Annotated in this window: 14 protein-coding genes; 4 read left to right on the plus strand and 10 right to left on the minus strand. The window is 60.5% G+C overall.

Annotated features, from left to right (window positions below; genetic code table 11):
• A partial coding sequence (locus BHE81_RS28860; RefSeq protein ID WP_142989255.1) for an AzlC family ABC transporter permease occupies nt 1–215 on the minus strand: 215 nt, incomplete at its 3' end.
• Nucleotides 216–314: 99 nt separating this feature from the next.
• On the opposite strand from BHE81_RS28860, the gene BHE81_RS23115 reads away from it, so the two are divergent.
• The 4 genes from BHE81_RS23115 (at nt 315) to BHE81_RS23130 (ending at nt 5,492) form a co-directional block, all read left to right on the plus strand.
• Nucleotides 315–863 carry a helix-turn-helix domain-containing protein gene (locus BHE81_RS23115; RefSeq protein WP_002882865.1) on the plus strand — a complete coding sequence of 183 codons (549 nt, stop codon included), beginning with the start codon at nt 315–317 and terminating at the stop codon, nt 861–863.
• An 87-nt stretch (nt 864–950) separates the two neighbouring features.
• A complete protein-coding gene (locus BHE81_RS23120) occupies nt 951–1,946 on the plus strand; it encodes a substrate-binding domain-containing protein (RefSeq protein ID WP_004146243.1) in 996 nt (331 codons plus the stop codon).
• A 115-nt stretch (nt 1,947–2,061) separates the two neighbouring features.
• Nucleotides 2,062–4,185 carry an alpha-galactosidase gene (locus BHE81_RS23125; RefSeq protein WP_004178018.1) on the plus strand — a complete coding sequence of 708 codons (2,124 nt, stop codon included), beginning with the start codon at nt 2,062–2,064 and terminating at the stop codon, nt 4,183–4,185.
• A gap of 41 nt (nt 4,186–4,226) precedes the next feature.
• Complete coding sequence (locus tag BHE81_RS23130) at nt 4,227–5,492, plus strand: MFS transporter (RefSeq protein WP_023302330.1); 1,266 nt, start codon at nt 4,227–4,229, stop codon at nt 5,490–5,492.
• 37 nt (nt 5,493–5,529) lie between these two features.
• Here the strand turns inward: BHE81_RS23130 and rhaM are convergent, their stop codons facing one another.
• From rhaM to rhaB, 9 genes are all read right to left on the minus strand, one after another.
• On the minus strand, nt 5,530–5,844 hold the full coding sequence (rhaM, locus tag BHE81_RS23135) for an L-rhamnose mutarotase (RefSeq protein WP_004181618.1): 315 nt from the start codon (nt 5,842–5,844) through the stop codon (nt 5,530–5,532).
• Nucleotides 5,841–6,989, minus strand: coding sequence for a lactaldehyde reductase (gene fucO, locus BHE81_RS23140; protein ID WP_023302331.1), 1,149 nt, complete (start codon nt 6,987–6,989; stop codon nt 5,841–5,843). Before fucO ends, rhaM begins: the two co-directional genes overlap by 4 nt.
• Before the next feature lie 89 nt (nt 6,990–7,078).
• Nucleotides 7,079–8,083, minus strand: a complete 1,005-nt coding sequence (locus tag BHE81_RS23145; RefSeq protein ID WP_023285678.1) for an ABC transporter permease — start codon at nt 8,081–8,083, stop codon at nt 7,079–7,081.
• Nucleotides 8,080–9,087, minus strand: coding sequence for an ABC transporter permease (locus BHE81_RS23150; protein ID WP_004181621.1), 1,008 nt, complete (start codon nt 9,085–9,087; stop codon nt 8,080–8,082). The genes BHE81_RS23145 and BHE81_RS23150 overlap by 4 nt, the downstream gene beginning before the upstream one ends.
• Entirely contained in the window at nt 9,084–10,595 is a 1,512-nt protein-coding gene (locus BHE81_RS23155; RefSeq protein WP_004150373.1) for a sugar ABC transporter ATP-binding protein, read from the minus strand. Before BHE81_RS23155 ends, BHE81_RS23150 begins: the two co-directional genes overlap by 4 nt.
• Nucleotides 10,596–10,740: 145 nt before the next feature.
• Nucleotides 10,741–11,727: a rhamnose ABC transporter substrate-binding protein gene (rhaS, locus tag BHE81_RS23160; RefSeq protein ID WP_002882880.1), complete on the minus strand. Its 987-nt coding sequence runs from the start codon at nt 11,725–11,727 to the stop codon at nt 10,741–10,743.
• Nucleotides 11,728–11,808: 81 nt separating this feature from the next.
• The gene (gene rhaD / locus BHE81_RS23165; RefSeq protein WP_004187188.1) at nt 11,809–12,639 is read right to left on the minus strand and encodes a rhamnulose-1-phosphate aldolase; all 831 of its coding nucleotides are present in this window, start codon (nt 12,637–12,639) and stop codon (nt 11,809–11,811) included.
• A 149-nt stretch (nt 12,640–12,788) separates the two neighbouring features.
• Nucleotides 12,789–14,048: an L-rhamnose isomerase gene (gene rhaA, locus BHE81_RS23170; protein WP_004150375.1), complete on the minus strand. Its 1,260-nt coding sequence runs from the start codon at nt 14,046–14,048 to the stop codon at nt 12,789–12,791.
• Nucleotides 14,045–15,511 carry a rhamnulokinase gene (gene rhaB / locus BHE81_RS23175; protein ID WP_004187190.1) on the minus strand — a complete coding sequence of 489 codons (1,467 nt, stop codon included), beginning with the start codon at nt 15,509–15,511 and terminating at the stop codon, nt 14,045–14,047. Before rhaB ends, rhaA begins: the two co-directional genes overlap by 4 nt.
• Nucleotides 15,512–15,788: the final 277 nt, after the last annotated feature.

The raw sequence follows: 15,788 nt of genomic DNA on the forward strand, positions 1-15,788 counted from the left end.
GCCAGCGGACTACCGCCGCTGGCGACAATGCCGATAAACATGAATTCAGAAGCGCCTGCCAGCACCGACACCGAAAGCAAGAGCGGCACCCATAAAGGGAAGCCGTAAGCCACCGCCAGCGACCCATAGGACATGCCCACCACCCCGACGGCAAGGCAGACCAAAACAATCGCTTTTATCGTGTCTCCGCTGAGACTGGAGAGAGTTTGTTTCATATCACTTAGCCATATCGAACGAATTTCCATTATAATGAACACATAATGATCGTTTTTCAAGGCGAACGAATTGTTCGATATAAAAAACAAGGGGCGGGTATGACACAGCCAATCAGCGTTATCGCCAAAAGTCTGGTGCGGGAGCGGGCGCGGACCGGGCTTTCGCTGGCGGAAGTCGCGCGTCGGGCGGGTATCGCAAAATCCACGCTATCGCAACTGGAGTCCGGCAACGGCAACCCGAGTCTGGAAACGCTGTGGTCGCTCTGCGTAGCGCTGGACATTCCATTTGCCAGGCTGCTTGAGCCGCAGGTGAACAAAACGCAGGTGATCCGCCGCGGCGAGGGGACCAAAGTGGTGGCAGAGCAGGCGAACTATCAGGCCATTTTGCTGGCCGCCTGTCCGCCCGGCGCGCGTCGGGACATCTATTTGCTGCTCACCCAGCCCGGCGCCGACCGCATTTCGCATCCGCATCCGCCAGGCTCGGTGGAACATATTATCGTCACCCAGGGGCGGGCGCGGGTAGGGCTAACGTCGGCGCCGGAAGAGCTCGGCGAGGGCGACTATATCTGCTACCCGGCGGATCAGGAGCATGTTTTTCAGGCGCTGGAGCCGGATACGCAGGCCCTGCTGATCGCTGAGCAAAACTGACATCGCGTCGGCGGGGGACGCGCGCTCGCTGGACGTCATAGCCATATTGCGGGAAACTAGCTTTCCTATGCGAAAACAGGGATTTTTATGTCGCTGAAAGCCATTGCCAAACAACTTGGGATCTCCGTCACGACCGTCAGCCGGGCGTTGAACGGCTACGACGATGTGTCGCAGGAGACCCGCGCCCGGGTTGAGGCTGAAGCGCAGCGCCGGGGCTATCGCCCCAACACTTTCGCCCGCCGTCTGAAAATGGGCACCATCGATGCCGTTGGTCTCGTCTTCCCTGTCCGCCCCGCGCCGCTCAACAATAACGTTTTTCTCGAGATGGTCGGGGAGATCAGCCATGAGCTGGCGCGCCATGACATTGATTTGTTGCTGATCGCCGATGATGAGCAGGCGGATAAACATGGCTATATGCGCATGGTGCAGGGCCGTCGCGTCGATGCATTAATCGTGGCCCATACTCTGGATGACGATCCGCGGCTGGCGCAGCTGCAGGCCTCCGGCTTTCCGTTTCTGGCGCTCGGCCGTAGCCGCCTGGCGCAGCCCTACGCCTGGTTTGATTTCGATAACTATGCTGGCACCTGCCGCGCCACCCGCCATCTGATTCAACAGGGCCACCAGCGTATCGCTCTGCTGGGCGAGAACAACAATCAGGCGTTTATTTTGCAACGGCGTAACGGCTACCTCGATGCCCTGCGCGAGGCGGGGTTATCCGATGCATGGCTGCGTAGCGTGCCGGCGACGCGCCGCGGCGGCTATCAGGCCACGCTGGAGCTGCTGCGTCTGCCTGAGCCGCCTACCGCGATTATCACCGACTGCAACACCCATGGCGATGGCGCCGCGATGGCGCTCGCCCACCTGGGGCGTTTAACCGGCGACAACCGCGTCGCCCTGGTGGTGTACGACGGGCTGCCGCAGGACAGCATCATTGAGACCGATGTCGCCGCGGTGATCCAGTCCACGCGCCAGGGCGTGGGACGGCAGATTGCCGATATGGTGCGTCGCTTAATCGCCGGGGAGGATCTCGCCACGCTGCAGGTGCTATGGCAGCCGGAATTTTTCCCAGGTGAAACCGCCTGATCTGACCCCTTTTTAACCCGTAATTCTGAAGCCGATCACGGATCCGAAACGTTTTGGTTGGCATCCGAAACGTTTCGGATCAACAGTAAGACATTCCTTGTGATGGAGATGTCTGATGTCTGATTCGCTGATTCACCTGCAAAGCGCCGGTGCCGATATTGTAATTAAAACCCGCCCTTTCGCCGAAATTGTCTACTGGGGACCGCATTTAAGCCACTTTTCGCCGCAGGATGCCGACAGCCTGACGCGCCCGGTCGCCAACGGCAGACTGGATGTCGATTCGCCAGTGACCTTAATGGCGGAGCTGGGCCATGGTCTGTTTGGCGCGCCGGGCATTGAAGGCCATCGTCAGGGGCTGGATGCCTCTCCGCTGTTCACCACCAGCGAAGTGCGGCACGAGGGCCAGACGCTGACCCTGGTCAGCGAAGATCCGCAGGCCGGCCTGCGCCTGCAGAGCGAGATCGCGTTGGATGCCAGCGGCGTGCTGAGCGTGCGCCATGGCGTGACCAATCTGCGCGCCAGCCCATGGCAGGTGGATCGCCTGGCGGTCACGCTGCCGGTCGCCGAACGCGCTCGCGAGGTAATGGCTTTCCATGGCCGCTGGATCCGCGAGTTTCAGCCTCATCGCCTGACGCTGGAGCACGACAGCTTTGTGCTGGAGAACCGCCGCGGGCGCACCTCTCACGAACATTTCCCGGCCCTGATCACCGGCAGCCGCGCCTTTAGCGAGATGCAGGGTGAAGTCTGGGGCGTGCATCTCGCCTGGAGCGGTAACCATCGCCTGCGGGCGGAGGTGAAAACCGATGGCCGTCGCTATCTGCAGGCCGAGGCGCTCTATCTGCCGGGCGAAATGGCGCTGGCGGAAGGGGAAACCTTGTGGACGCCGTACCTGTATGCCAGCTACTCGGCGAATGGGCTGAACGGCATGAGCCAGCAGTTCCATCGTTATCTGCGCGAACGGATTATTCGTTTCCCGGGCAACAAACCGCGCCCGGTGCATCTCAACACCTGGGAGGGGATCTATTTCGACCACGACCCGGACTACATCATGCGTATGGCCGACGAAGCGGCGGCCCTGGGCGTCGAGCGCTTTATTATCGATGACGGCTGGTTTAAAGGGCGCAACGACGACTGGGCGGCGCTTGGCGACTGGTATCTCGATGAGAAAAAATACCCCTACGGCCTGACGCCGGTTATCGATCACGTGAAGTCTCTGGGTATGGAATTCGGTATCTGGGTGGAGCCGGAAATGATTAACCCGGATTCCGATCTGTACCGGGCGCACCCGGACTGGGTGCTGGCGCTGCCGGGCTATACCCCGCTGACCGGCCGCCATCAGTTTGTCCTGAACCTCAACATTCCCGAAGCGTTTGATTATCTGCTGGAGCGGATGAGCTGGCTGCTGGGCGAGCATGCGGTGGACTACGTGAAGTGGGATATGAACCGCGAGCTGGTGCAGCCTGGGCATCAGGGACGCGCCGCTGCGGACGCGCAAACGCGCCAGTTTTACCGCCTGCTGGATACGCTGGTGGCCCGTTTCCCGCACATTGAATTTGAATCCTGCTCCTCCGGCGGCGGACGGATCGATTATGAAGTCCTCAAACGCAGCCATCGCTTCTGGGCGTCTGACAACAATGACGCTCTTGAGCGCAACACCATCCAGCGCGGCATGAGCTACTTCTTTCCACCCGAGGTAATGGGCGCGCACATTGGCAATCGCCACTGTCATGCCACCTTCCGCCAGCATAGTATCGCCTTCCGCGGCCTGACGGCGCTGTTCGGTCATATGGGCCTTGAGCTGGATCCGGTGAGCGCCGATGAAGAAGAGCGCGCCGGATACCGAAAATATGCGGCCCTGCATAAACAGTGGCGCGACGTGATCCATCACGGCGTGCAGTGGCGAATAGATATGCCGGACGCCACCACCCTTGCCCATGGCGTCGTCAGCCCGGATAAAGCGCAGGCGATCTTCCTCGTTAGCCAGCTGGCGATGCCGGACTACACCCTGATGGCGCCGCTGCGCCTGGCGGGCCTGGAGGCGAGCGCCCGCTATCAGGTGACGCTCCTCGATCATCCGAACATTCAGATCACCGGCGAGGGCGGCCACACCATGCGGAAGCTGCCGGCATGGATGACGACGCCGCAGACGGTGAGCGGTGAGTGGCTGCAGCAGGCGGGGCTGGCGCTACCCATCCTCGACCCGGAAAGCGCCATTCTGATTGGTCTGCAACGCGTGTGATGGTATCGGGCCGCGCTGCGGCCCTTCTTGAGGAAAATATAATGAACCCGACCGTCTGTACCCACAAAAACAACCCCAACTTCTTGATTTTCGGGCTGTTCTTCTTTCTCTACTTCTTCATCATGGCCACCTGCTTTCCGTTTCTGCCGATCTGGCTGTCGGACGTCATTGGCCTGAATAAAACCGAAACCGGCCTCGTTTTCTCCAGCCTGTCGCTGTTCGCCATCTGTTTCCAGCCGATCCTCGGAGTGATCTCTGACAAGCTGGGGCTGAAAAAATACCTGATGTGGATCGTGACCGTTCTGCTGGTGCTGATTGCTCCCTTCTTCCTTTATGTTTTCGCTCCGCTGCTGAAAACCAATATCTGGCTCGGGGCGCTGAGCGGCGGCGCCTATATCGGCTTTGTATTCTCCGCAGGCGCCGGCGCGATGGAGGCCTATATCGAACGGGTAAGCCGCAACAGCGGGTTTGAATACGGTAAGGCGCGCACCTTTGGCTGCCTGGGATGGGCGCTGTGCGCGACCACCGCCGGAATGCTGTTCAGCATTAATCCCGAATGGGTGTTCTGGATGGGGTCGGCCGCCGCGCTGCTGCTGGTGGTGCTGGTGGCCATCGCCAAACCGCAGGCCAGTCAGTCCGCGCAGGTAATGGACTCGCTCGGCGCCAATCGCCCGGCGATCGATTTAAAAACGGCGGTGCGCATGTTCCGCCAGCGTAAGATGTGGATGTTTATTCTGTATGTTATCGGCGTGGCCTGCGTGTATGACGTTTTCGATCAGCAGTTCGCCACCTTCTTCAAATCGTTCTTCGCGACCCCGGAAGCGGGCACCCGCGCCTTTGGTTTCGCCACCACCGCGGGAGAAATATGTAACGCCATCATTATGTTCAGCTCGCCGTGGATTATTAACCGTATCGGAGCGAAGAATACCCTGCTGATCGCCGGGATGGTGATGGCGGCAAGAATGATTGGCTCTTCCTTCGCCACCACCGCCGCGGAAGTCGTAGCGTTGAAAATGCTCCATGCGCTGGAGGTGCCGTTCCTGCTGGTGGGCGCCTTTAAATACATCACCGGCGTGTTTGACGTCCGGCTGTCGGCGACCATTTATCTGGTGGGCTTCCAGTTCGCCAAGCAGGTGGCGGCGATCTTTCTCTCCGCTTTCGCCGGCAATATGTACGATCGGATCGGCTTTCAGGATACCTACATGATCCTCGGTGGTATTGCCCTGACCGTCACCTTAATATCCGCGTTTACGTTAGCGGGTAAGACGAAAACCGAGCCGCTGCGCGATAATGCAATGACCGTTTAATCGACCGGCCTCCCGTCTGGAGGGAGGCCAGTTATTTTTACGCCAGATAAAACACTTCTTTGAGCTCCGCGCTCAGCGGGCTGTTGTCCGGGTTGCTGGGCATCACCTCGCGCATGTATTTCCACCAACGCTGGCATACTTCCGTGCTGGCGACCGCTTCCCAGCGGGCTTCCGATTCAATCTCCACCGTCGCGAACAGGAGATGGCGTTCTTTATCGAGATAGATGGCGTAGTGGTGCGCGCCGTGCGCTTTCAGCACTGCTTCCAGCTCTGGCCAGATGGGGTTATGGCGGCGCTGGTACTCCTCGTGCGCGTCGGGGTTCACCTGCATGACGAAGGCTTTACGGATCATAAGGCCTCCAGATAGAGCTCGCGAACCTCATCGCGGCTGGCGAGGCGCGGGTTACACGGCGCGCATGGGTCGGCCAGCGCTTTATCCAGCCAGCCTTCGATATCGGCTTTGCTGACGCCAAGCTGGCTGAAACCCTGGGGGATCCCTACGCGTTTGCTCAGCGTGCGGATGGCATTGATGGCCTCCATGCTGGCAGCTTCATCGCTCATGCCGCGAGTATCGACGCCCATCGCCTGCGCCACGCGGGCAAAGCGCGCCACCGCGTTCGGGCGGTTAAAGTTTTCGATGATCGGCAGCAGGATGGCGTTGCATACCCCGTGCGGCAGGTTGTGGGTGGCGCCAGGCTGATGGGCCAGGGCATGTACCAGCCCGAGGCCGGCGCTGTTGAACGCCATGCCCGCCAGATACTGGCCAAAGGCCATCTGCTCGCGGGCCTGCAGATCGTGTCCATCGTCTACCGCTTTCGGCAGCCACAGGTTAATCAGGCGGATGGCTTCGAGGGCGTTGGCGTCGGTCAGGGGATGGGCGCCAACGGAGACAAAGGCCTCGATGGCGTGGGTCAGGGCATCCATGCCGGTGGCGGCGGTAACGGCTGGCGGAATGTCGAGCATCACGCTGGCGTCGTCGACGGCGATATCCGGGATCAGGTTCGGGTCGATAATCACCTCTTTCACCTGCCGCTCGCTATCGATAATTACCGCGTTGCTGGTCATCTCCGCCGCCGTGCCGGCGGTGGTGTTGATGGCCACCAGCGGCACGCCAGCGTTTTTCACTTTGCCGACGCCGGAGTAGGCGGTGGAGGGGCCTGGGTTGGCGGTGAGGATTTTTATCGCTTTGGCGGTATCAATCGGGCTACCGCCGCCGAAGGCGATCAGGTAATCGCAGCGGGCCGCCTGGTAAGCCGCATAGCCTTGCTGCACCAGCGCTTCGGTGGGGTTGGGGAATACCTCGTCAAATAGCTGATAAGCCATCTGCTGTTCATCCAGCGCGGCGAACAGGCTGTTCAGCAGGCCCAGCTTCACCAGCTGACCGTCGGTGACGATCAGCGCCTTGCCCCACTGTTTGCCCGCTACCAGCTTGACCATATCACCGATCGCGCCTGCGCCGTGGAGGCTGATTTTAGGTAGTGCCAACATAAAACTCATGATAATTCTCCTTAATGTTGATTTTGGGAAATCCGTTTCCCCTCACCCCGACCTTCTCCCGCAGGGAGGGGGCCAGGGTGAGGGGGAAATTAACATCGTCTTCGCTGCATCATCCGCCGGGTAATAATCGGCAGGGAGATCACCACGATCAGCATGGCGCCGATAATCACCGACATCACGATGCCGGGGACGTTCAGCAGGCTCAGGCCGAAGGTCACCAGCCCCATCAGAAAGGCGGCAATGATCACCCCGGGCATGCTGCCGGAGCCGCCGAGAATATTGACGCCGCCGAGCACCGCCATGGTGACAACCGCCAGCTCCCAACCCATCGCCAGGGTGGGGCGGGTACTGCCGAGCCGTGAGGTCAGCAGGACCGCCGCCAGCCCGGCCATCAGCCCGACCAGCGCGAACAGCACCAGGTTATGACGCTTAACGTTGATCCCAGAGAACCAGGCGCCGGTCGGGTTATTGCCGATGGCGTAGGTCCGGCGACCAAAGTTGGTTTTATGCAGCAGGAAGGTGAAGGCGGCCGCGAGGAGGATAAACAGCGCAAACTCAAAAGAGAGCGCCCCCCACACGTACCCCTGGCCGAACCAGGCAAAGCTCTCCGGATAGTGATTGAGTGCCTGATCGCCCAGCAGGATATAGGTGATGCCGCGATACAGGCTCATGGTGCCGATGGTGATCACAATGGACGACAGGTTAAAGCGGGTCACCAGCAAGCCGTTGAACAGGCCGCACAGCAGACCTACGCTCAGGCCGATGACCACCAGCAGCGGAGTGTCCATCCCCGCTGCCGCGCAGAAGCCCATCACCGTTGAGCTGAGCGCCATCGTCGAGGCTACCGACAGATCGATTTCCCGGGCGATAATCAGCATCGCCATCGGCAGGACGACGATCGCCTTCTCGGTAAAGGTAAAGGTGGCGTCCGACAGGTTCCAGATATTGAGGAAGTACGGGGAAGCCACGGCGTTGCCGATAAATACCGCCAGGGTGATCGCCAGTAAAAACCCTTCCCAGCACAGCAGGCGGCGCAGCGGCGACGGCGCGGCCGGGGCGTTTTTCATCTCTTCAGATACCATCATTTTGCTCATGATTTCACCGCCTGTTTCTGTCGGGCTAACGCCGCGTTGCGCAGGATTAACCGCCCGTGACCGCGATTGCCGCGCTCGTTGAGCAGCACCGCCATGACGATCACCGCCCCGGAAATCGCCATTTGCCAGAAGGGCGAGATGCCGATCACCGGCAGGGCGTTATTGATGACCCCGAGGAACAGCGCGCCGCACAGGCAGCCCAGCACCCGTCCGCTTCCGCCCATGGTGCTGATACCGCCGATCACGCAGGCGGCGACCACCTGGAGTTCAAAACCGTTGGCGACGTCGACATAGGCGACGGCGAAGCGCGAGATCCACAGATAGCCGCAGAAGCCGGCCAGCGCGCCGGAGAGACAGAAGCTGACGAACTGCATTTTCCCGGCGTTAATGCCGGTGTAGTATGCCGCCGTCGCATTGCCGCCCGCGGTGTATAAGGCCCGGCCGGTGCGGCTGTAGCGCAGGAAATAACCCACCAGCAGCAGCGCGGCGATGGCGCACCAGCTCAGTAGCGGCAGCCCCAGGAGGGGGCTGCGCGGCAGACTGAGAAAATCAGCGCTCATCTGATGTGAGTTAACCCAGCCGCCGTCAGTCAGCAGGAAGATAATGCCGCGATAAATGCTCATGGTGCCCAGGGTCACCACAATGGCGGGAATGCCGAGGCGCCAGACCAGCAGGCCGTTAATTACTCCCATCAGCAGGCCCAGCAGAGTCGCCAGCGCCAGCAGCGCCACCACCGGAATACCCGGATAGTGGGCGTTAATCAGGGCGACGATCATCCCGGTCAGCGCCAGGTTGGCGGCCATCGACAGATCAATGCCTTTGGTGAGCAACACCATCATCTGCCCGAGGGCGAGGATGATAAGGATGGCGGTATCGTTAAACATCTCCACCAGATTGCCCGGTGAAACGAACGACGGCGCCCGGCTGCCGATGGCGCCGATCATCAAAATAATGACCACCGCCAGCAGCGCTTCGCGATGTTTCAGCCATGCGTGTCCCATCATGCCGCCTCCTGGCCGATGCCGCTGGCGGCGCTAACGATGGTTTCCGCCGTCGCTTCCCCGGCCCGGTACTCGGCGACCATCAGCCCTTCGTGCATTACGATAATCCGGTCGGCCATGCCCATCACTTCCGGCAGCTCTGACGACACCATAATCACCGCCAGCCCCTGGCTGACCAGCTCGGACATAAACTGATGCACGGCGGCCTTTGAGCCGATATCGATGCCTTTGGTCGGCTCATCGAGAATGATCACCTCGGGCTGGGTCGCCAGCCATTTGCCAATCACCACTTTCTGCTGGTTGCCGCCGGAGAGGGTCTCCACCGGCTGCCGCCAGCTGAAGGCTTTTACCTGCAGGCGCGAGGCGTACTCGTCGGCCAGCCGCCATTCCCGGGCGTCGTTCAGGACGCCGTTAGGGTTGAGCTTGCTGAGCTGCGGTAAACTGATGTTCTGGGCGATAGGCAGGGCGATGATCGCTCCCTGTTTCTGCCGCTCTTCCGGCACGCAGACGATGCCCGCGCGGATGGCGTCGGCGGGCTGGTGAAAGCGCATGGTTCTGCCGTTCAGGCGGATCTCGCCGGAGGAGGGGCGCGAGACACCGGAGAGCGCCTGCATCAGCTCGGTGCGTCCGGCGCCCACCAGGCCGTAAAAGCCGAGAATTTCTCCCTTGCGCAGGCGGAAGCTGATATGGGCAAACTCGGTAGGATGACAGAGATCGGTCACCTCCAGCACCGTTTCTCCGGGTGTGCAGTCGACTTTCGGGTAGGTTTGGCTGATCGCCCGGCCCACCATCATCGACACCATCCGCTCTTCGGTGATGTCGCTTATCGCCCCGGAGCTGACGTACACCCCATCGCGCAGGATGGTGTAATAATCGGCCAGCTCGAAGATTTCATCGAACTTATGCGAGATAAACAGGATCGCTTTGCCGTCCTGCTTCAGACGCTCAACGATGTGATAAAACTCGAGGATTTCATGCTGGGAAAGCGCGGCGGTCGGCTCATCGAGGATCACCACCTGGGCGTCGAAAGCCAGCGCCCGGGCAATCGCCACCATGTGACGCTGGGCGATGCTGAGGGTTTTCAGCGTGGCTCGCGGGTCGATCTGGACTTCCAGCCGGGTGAGGATCTCGTTGGCTCTGCGGTGCATCGCCGGCCAGTCGAGCGTTTTCAGCAGTCCCTTATACAGATACTGGCCGACGAAAATGTTTTCGCTGACCGAGAGTTCGTCAAACAGCACGGTTTCCTGGTGAATGGCGGTGATCCCTACCTTATGCGCCGACTCCGGCGTTGGCAGATGAATGGGGATCGCTTTATAGAGGATCTCGCCCTCTTCGGGCTGATAAATACCGGTCATCACTTTGACCAGCGTGGATTTCCCCGCGCCGTTTTCGCCGATTAAGGCGGTCACTTTGCCGGGCCAGAGATCAAGCTGCACGTTCTCAAGGGCGCGCACACCGGGAAAAATTTTGGTGATCCCCTTCAGCGACAGCAGTGGCGTTGATGCTGACATGATAGTTCTCCACAAAAATCACCCCTCACCCTAACCCTCCCCCACAGGGGCGAGGGAACGGTCCGGCGTCCGCTGGCCGCATCGCGCAGAGGGCCAGCCGTTCCCCCTCTCCCTCCGGGAGAGGGCCGGGGTGAGGGAACAAGGATTAGAAAATTTTCGAGAACTTATCGATGTTGCTCGCATCGTAGACAAACGGCTTGGCCATCGCGCCATTCCCCTCGGCGTCCAGCTTCACTTTGCCCAGCTTGCCCATACTGGCTTCGGTTTTGGTCGCCGTGCCTTTGACTAAATCGTCGGCCAGATAGGTGGCGGCGTAGCCCAGGTCAATCGGGTTCCAGATGGCGAAGCTTTTGCTGGCGCCGGATTTGATCGCGCCGGCCATTTCCGACGGCAGCCCCAGCCCGGTGACATACACTTTGCCGATTTTGCCCTGGTCCTTCACCGCCTGCGCGGCGGCAACAATCCCCACCGACGACGGCGAGACAATGACTTTCAGGTCCGGATATGATTTCAGCAGACCCACCGCTTCGCGGTAGCTTTTATCCGACAGATCGTCACCGTAGGCGACGGTGACCAGCTGCACCGACGGATACTGCGGTAGCACCTTTTTCATCTCCTCAATCCAGATGTTCTGGTTCGTGGAGGTTGGGGTGGCGCTTAACACGGCCACCTCGCCTTTCTCAACGTTCAGCGCCTGCAGCGCATCGGCGGCAAGCTTGACGTTGGTTTCGCCAATTAAGGCGTTATTTGAGGGGTTAAGATGGATCTGACGGCCTGCCGGCGCCACGCCGGAGTCCCATGAGACCACCTTGATGCCGCGCTGCATCGCTTTTTTCAGCACCGGCACCACCGCGTCCGGATCGTTGGCGGAAATGGCGATCGCATCCACCCCCTGGGCGATCAACCCGTTCAGCACGTCGATCTGCGCCTCGGCGGTGGTAGTGGTCGGGCCGGTGTAGATCACTTTGACATCACCTAACTCCTTGGCTGCCTGTTGGGCGCCAACGTTGGCGGCTTCGAAGAAGCCATTTCCCAGCGATTTCGCCACAAGGGCGATTTTAACTTCGGCTAAGGCGGAACCGGACAACGCCAGGGCGGCAACGGTGAGGATCAAGCTTGTCTTTGTTTTCATTGCTTTTACTCCACATGAGTTAGTTTTGTAGGGTTTGCAGGTGATATTTCGCCCCGTCTCGGTGAGCGGGGCGCGATGTTGTTATGGATAAAGATCTAAAGCGGACTGCAGCGGCTGCACGTTGAAGCGTTTGCCAAGGGCGATAAGCTCGTCGCGGGTGATGGTCTGCTTCATCCCGCCCATCGACAAGACTTTCACCAGCACTTCGGCGGACTTCTCGGCGGTATCGATCAGGCCGAAGGTCTCATCCAGCGTGGGGCCGCTGCCGAAGACGCCGTGGAACGGCCACAGCACCAGCGAGTGTTTTTGCATGGTTTCGGCGGTCGCCTGGCCGATTTCATCGGTGCCCGGCACCATCCACGGCAGAATGCCGACGCCATCCGGGAAGACCACCAGACATTCGGTGCTACCTTCCCACAGCTTACGGGTGAAAAGATCGCTGTGGTTCTCCAGAACATAGGTCAGGGCGATCAGGTTGGTGGCATGGCAGTGCATGATCACCCGGTCTTTGCCGCCGGTCAGTTTGATGCGCTCGCTGTGCGACAGGAAGTGTGCCGGCAGCTCGGAGGTCGGGACGGCATCCTCCGTCAGGCCCCACAGGATATGGTATCCCGCGCCGTCGCTGTCGACCTTCACCACGCCGAGGTTGGCGGCCGGGTCGAGCTGGACGTTACGGAAGAATTTGCCGGAGCCGGTGACGATAAACGGCTGGTTGGCCAGGGTTGGCATCGGCTGGCTGAGGGCGATATAGCGCGGTTGGGCGTGGAAATCCGCCGCGTAAGGTTCGATATCCGCTTCATCCAGACGCAGCGTCAGGTTGCCGCCGTTGCGTTCGTCCCAGCCTTTCAGCCAGGCGTCGGAGGTGGCTTTGATCATGCCCTGGACGAACCAGGCGTCGATAATGGTCTGCATAGTCTTGTCTTTCCTGTTGATTCGGTGCGGGGTTGACCCCCTCACCCTAAATATGTGCGTGCCCCCGGATTGCGCCGTAAACGGCTTATCCGGGCTACCGGTTCGTAGCCCGGGTAAGGCGTCAGCCGCGACCCGGGGAAGCTCGTGCATTACCCGCGCTGGCTCAGAACCGCATTCTCATAAGCCCGTACGCTGTCCAGCCACTGGCTGCCCGCCGGCGTGTCGTGACGCTGACAGTACATCTCCCAGATGGCCTGCCACGGCAGCGATTTTTGCTCTTCGAGCAGCGCCAGGCGGGCGGTGTAATCGCCGTCGTTCTCCAGCTGGCGCAGCTGGGCGGTCGGTTCCAGCAGGGCGCGCAGCAGCGCTTTTTTCATATTGCGGGTGCCAATCACCCAGGCCGCGATGCGGTTGATGGAGGCATCGAAGAAGTCGAGGCCGATGTGCACGCGGTCAAACAGGTTATGGCGAATGATTTCGCTGGCGATGGCCTGGGTTTCATCATCCAGCAGCACCACGTGGTCGCTGTCCCAGCGCACCGGGCGGCTGACGTGCAGCAGCAGGCGCGGGATGTAGAGCATGGCGGCGGAGATCTTGTCGGAGATCACTTCCGTCGGATGGAAGTGGCCGGCATCGAGGCACAGCGCCGTCTGACGGCTGGTGGCGTAACCCATATAGAACTCGTTGGAGCCGACGGTGTAGCTTTCGGCGCCGATGCCGAACAGCTTGCTCTCCACGGCGTCGATATGGTGCGCCGGGTCGAGCTTCTCGCTGATCACCTCATCAAGGGCGTTCAGCAGCCGCTGGCGCGGGGCGAAGCGGTCAACGGTAATATCCTTCATGCCGTCCGGCACCCAGATATTCATCACCGACGGCGTGCCCAGCTGTTCGCCAAAATAAGCGGATACGCGGCGGCTGGCTTTGCAGTGGTCGATCCAGAACTGGCGGATCTCATCGTTGGCGTGCGACAGGGTAAAGCCGTCGGCGCTCAGCGGATGCGAGAAGCAGGAGGGGTTGAAATCCAGCCCCAGTTTGTTGGCTTTCGCCCACGTAACCCAGTTTTTAAAGTGCTCCGGCTTAATCTCATTGCGGGCTACCGGCGCGTCGGATTCCAGGTAAATAGCGTGCAGATTGAGACGCTTTGGCCCCGGGATCAGGCTCAGCGCCTGCTCAAGGTCGGCGCGGAGTTCTTCTGCATTGCGCGCTTTGCCCGGGTAGTTGCCGGTCGCCTGGATGCCACCGGTCAGGCTTCCCGCCGGGTTTTCGAAACCGGCGACGTCGTCACCCTGCCAGCAGTGCATGGAGACGGGCAGACGGTCCAGCTGGCGCAGGGCCTCCTCGACATCCACGCCGACGGCGGCGTAGCGCTGCTTAGCAATTTCCCAGGCTTGTTCAAGTTGAGTGGTCATGCGCAAAGCTCCTTGGTCTGTTGTGGCTGAAACTGCGCCACGAAACGGGCAATTTCACTATCAGGATTGGGGGTAAAAGTGGTGAGCGCCGCGTTGCCGCGCACTACCTGACGAAACTCATCGACATTGGCCAGCTCGTCGAGGGTCATTAACTGGATGCCGATATTGCCGAGGGTGGAGGCCTCTATCGGGCCGGCCACGACGACGATCCCGCAGGCGTCAGCGCACAGCTGGTTGAGCAGCGTGTTCTGACAGCCGCCGCCGACGATATGCAGCTGGCTGAAAGGGTGGCCGCGCAGCGCCGCCAGCTCGTTAAGCACCCGGGCGTAGAGCAGCGCCAGGCTGTCGAAAATGCAGCGCGCCAGTTCGGCATCGCTTTCAGGAACCGGCTGCCCGGCGTCGCGACAGGCGGCCTGGATCTCGGCGCTCATACTGGCCGGGTTGATAAAGCGGTCATCGTTGCAGTCAATTATGAAGCGGCACGCCGGTAGCGCGGCGGTGCGGGCGATCAGCCCCTGCAGGTCGCTGACGTTTTGCTCTTTTAGCACCCGCTGCAGCAGCCACAGGCCCATGATATTTTTCAGCACCCGATAGCGGCCTTCGGCTCCGCCTTCGTTGGTGATATTGGCCTGCAGCGCCGCGTCGCAGGTGTACGGCGTCAGGCTTTCAAACCCCATCAGCGACCAGGTGCCGGAGGAGAGATAGGCGGCATGGCGGTCGGCCAGCGGGGAGGCGATCACCGCGCTGGCGGTGTCGTGGCTGGCGACAGCGACTACCGGAATTCGGTTACCCTGCGGGCAGATCCAGTGGCCTATCACATTGCCGGGGTGGGTCGGCTTTCCGAACCACGCCAACGGCGCGCCGGTCCAGTTCAGCAGCGTCTCATCCCAGCTATCGCTGTTAATATTGACCAGCTGGGTGGTGGTGGCGTTGGTATATTCCCAGTTCAGATTGCCGGTCAGGCGGAAGCTGAAATAGTCGGGGATCAGCAGGGCATGGGCAGCCTGACTGACCAGCTCCGGCTGCTGCTCCACCAGCGCGCGCAGCTGATAAAGCGTGTTAAACGGCAAAAACTGAATGCCGCTGCGGCGATAGATTTCCGCCCGGCCCAGCTGCGCTTCAGCGTGACGCAGCAGGCCCTGGGTGCGGTCGTCACGATAGGAGATCGGCAGCCCGACGCGCTGGCCCTGCTTATCCAGCAGGACATAATCTACCCCCCAGGTATCGATGCCGATACTGTCTATCAGAATGCCCTGCTCACACACTTTCTCCAGCCCGCGGCGGATCTCGCCTTCCAGGCTATCTACATCCCAGCAGTCGAAGCCGTCTACTTTCTGCAGACTATTGGTGAAGCGATGAATTTCGCGCAGCGTCAGGGCGCGCGGCCCGGGCTGATAGCTGGCGAGCATCACCCGCCCGCTGGAGGCGCCTAAATCGACAGCGACACAATGACGAATACTCATGAAACGATCCTTCTTAAAATCATTGTCCGCAGTCTAAAAAAGGCCGTTTACTGACACCTTCTCGCTACGGACAGCCAAAACTGGCCGCTGGCAAGAAAGCAAAGGTGACCGTGAGGGACATCACAGTTTGCGGTTTTAGGGGATGGCGAGGGGGATGTGATGGCCTCCGCAGTTCCGCATCTTTCCGGCTGATTCTTGAAAAAGCGGCAGGATTTACGAATTTCGCGGTCAAAAATTGAAGGCCGGATAGCCAACCCTTCATTACTATCAGCCGGTG

Origin of the sequence: Klebsiella sp. AqSCr, from assembly GCF_008452795.1 — a bacterium.
Taxonomy (GTDB): domain Bacteria; phylum Pseudomonadota; class Gammaproteobacteria; order Enterobacterales; family Enterobacteriaceae; genus Klebsiella; species Klebsiella pneumoniae.

Excerpts from the sequence above, each read along its gene's own strand:
- BHE81_RS23115 (WP_002882865.1), top strand. The coding sequence starts at position 315 with ATGACACAGCCAATCAGCGTTATCGCCAAAAGTCTGGTGCGGGAGCGG.
- BHE81_RS23120 (WP_004146243.1), top strand. The coding sequence starts at position 951 with ATGTCGCTGAAAGCCATTGCCAAACAACTTGGGATCTCCGTCACGACC.
- BHE81_RS23125 (WP_004178018.1), top strand. The coding sequence starts at position 2,062 with ATGTCTGATTCGCTGATTCACCTGCAAAGCGCCGGTGCCGATATTGTA.
- BHE81_RS23130 (WP_023302330.1), top strand. The coding sequence starts at position 4,227 with ATGAACCCGACCGTCTGTACCCACAAAAACAACCCCAACTTCTTGATT.
- rhaM (WP_004181618.1), bottom strand. The coding sequence starts at position 5,844 with ATGATCCGTAAAGCCTTCGTCATGCAGGTGAACCCCGACGCGCACGAG.
- fucO (WP_023302331.1), bottom strand. The coding sequence starts at position 6,989 with ATGAGTTTTATGTTGGCACTACCTAAAATCAGCCTCCACGGCGCAGGC.
- BHE81_RS23145 (WP_023285678.1), bottom strand. The coding sequence starts at position 8,083 with ATGAGCAAAATGATGGTATCTGAAGAGATGAAAAACGCCCCGGCCGCG.
- BHE81_RS23150 (WP_004181621.1), bottom strand. The coding sequence starts at position 9,087 with ATGATGGGACACGCATGGCTGAAACATCGCGAAGCGCTGCTGGCGGTG.
- BHE81_RS23155 (WP_004150373.1), bottom strand. The coding sequence starts at position 10,595 with ATGTCAGCATCAACGCCACTGCTGTCGCTGAAGGGGATCACCAAAATT.
- rhaS (WP_002882880.1), bottom strand. The coding sequence starts at position 11,727 with ATGAAAACAAAGACAAGCTTGATCCTCACCGTTGCCGCCCTGGCGTTG.
- rhaD (WP_004187188.1), bottom strand. The coding sequence starts at position 12,639 with ATGCAGACCATTATCGACGCCTGGTTCGTCCAGGGCATGATCAAAGCC.
- rhaA (WP_004150375.1), bottom strand. The coding sequence starts at position 14,048 with ATGACCACTCAACTTGAACAAGCCTGGGAAATTGCTAAGCAGCGCTAC.
- rhaB (WP_004187190.1), bottom strand. The coding sequence starts at position 15,511 with ATGAGTATTCGTCATTGTGTCGCTGTCGATTTAGGCGCCTCCAGCGGG.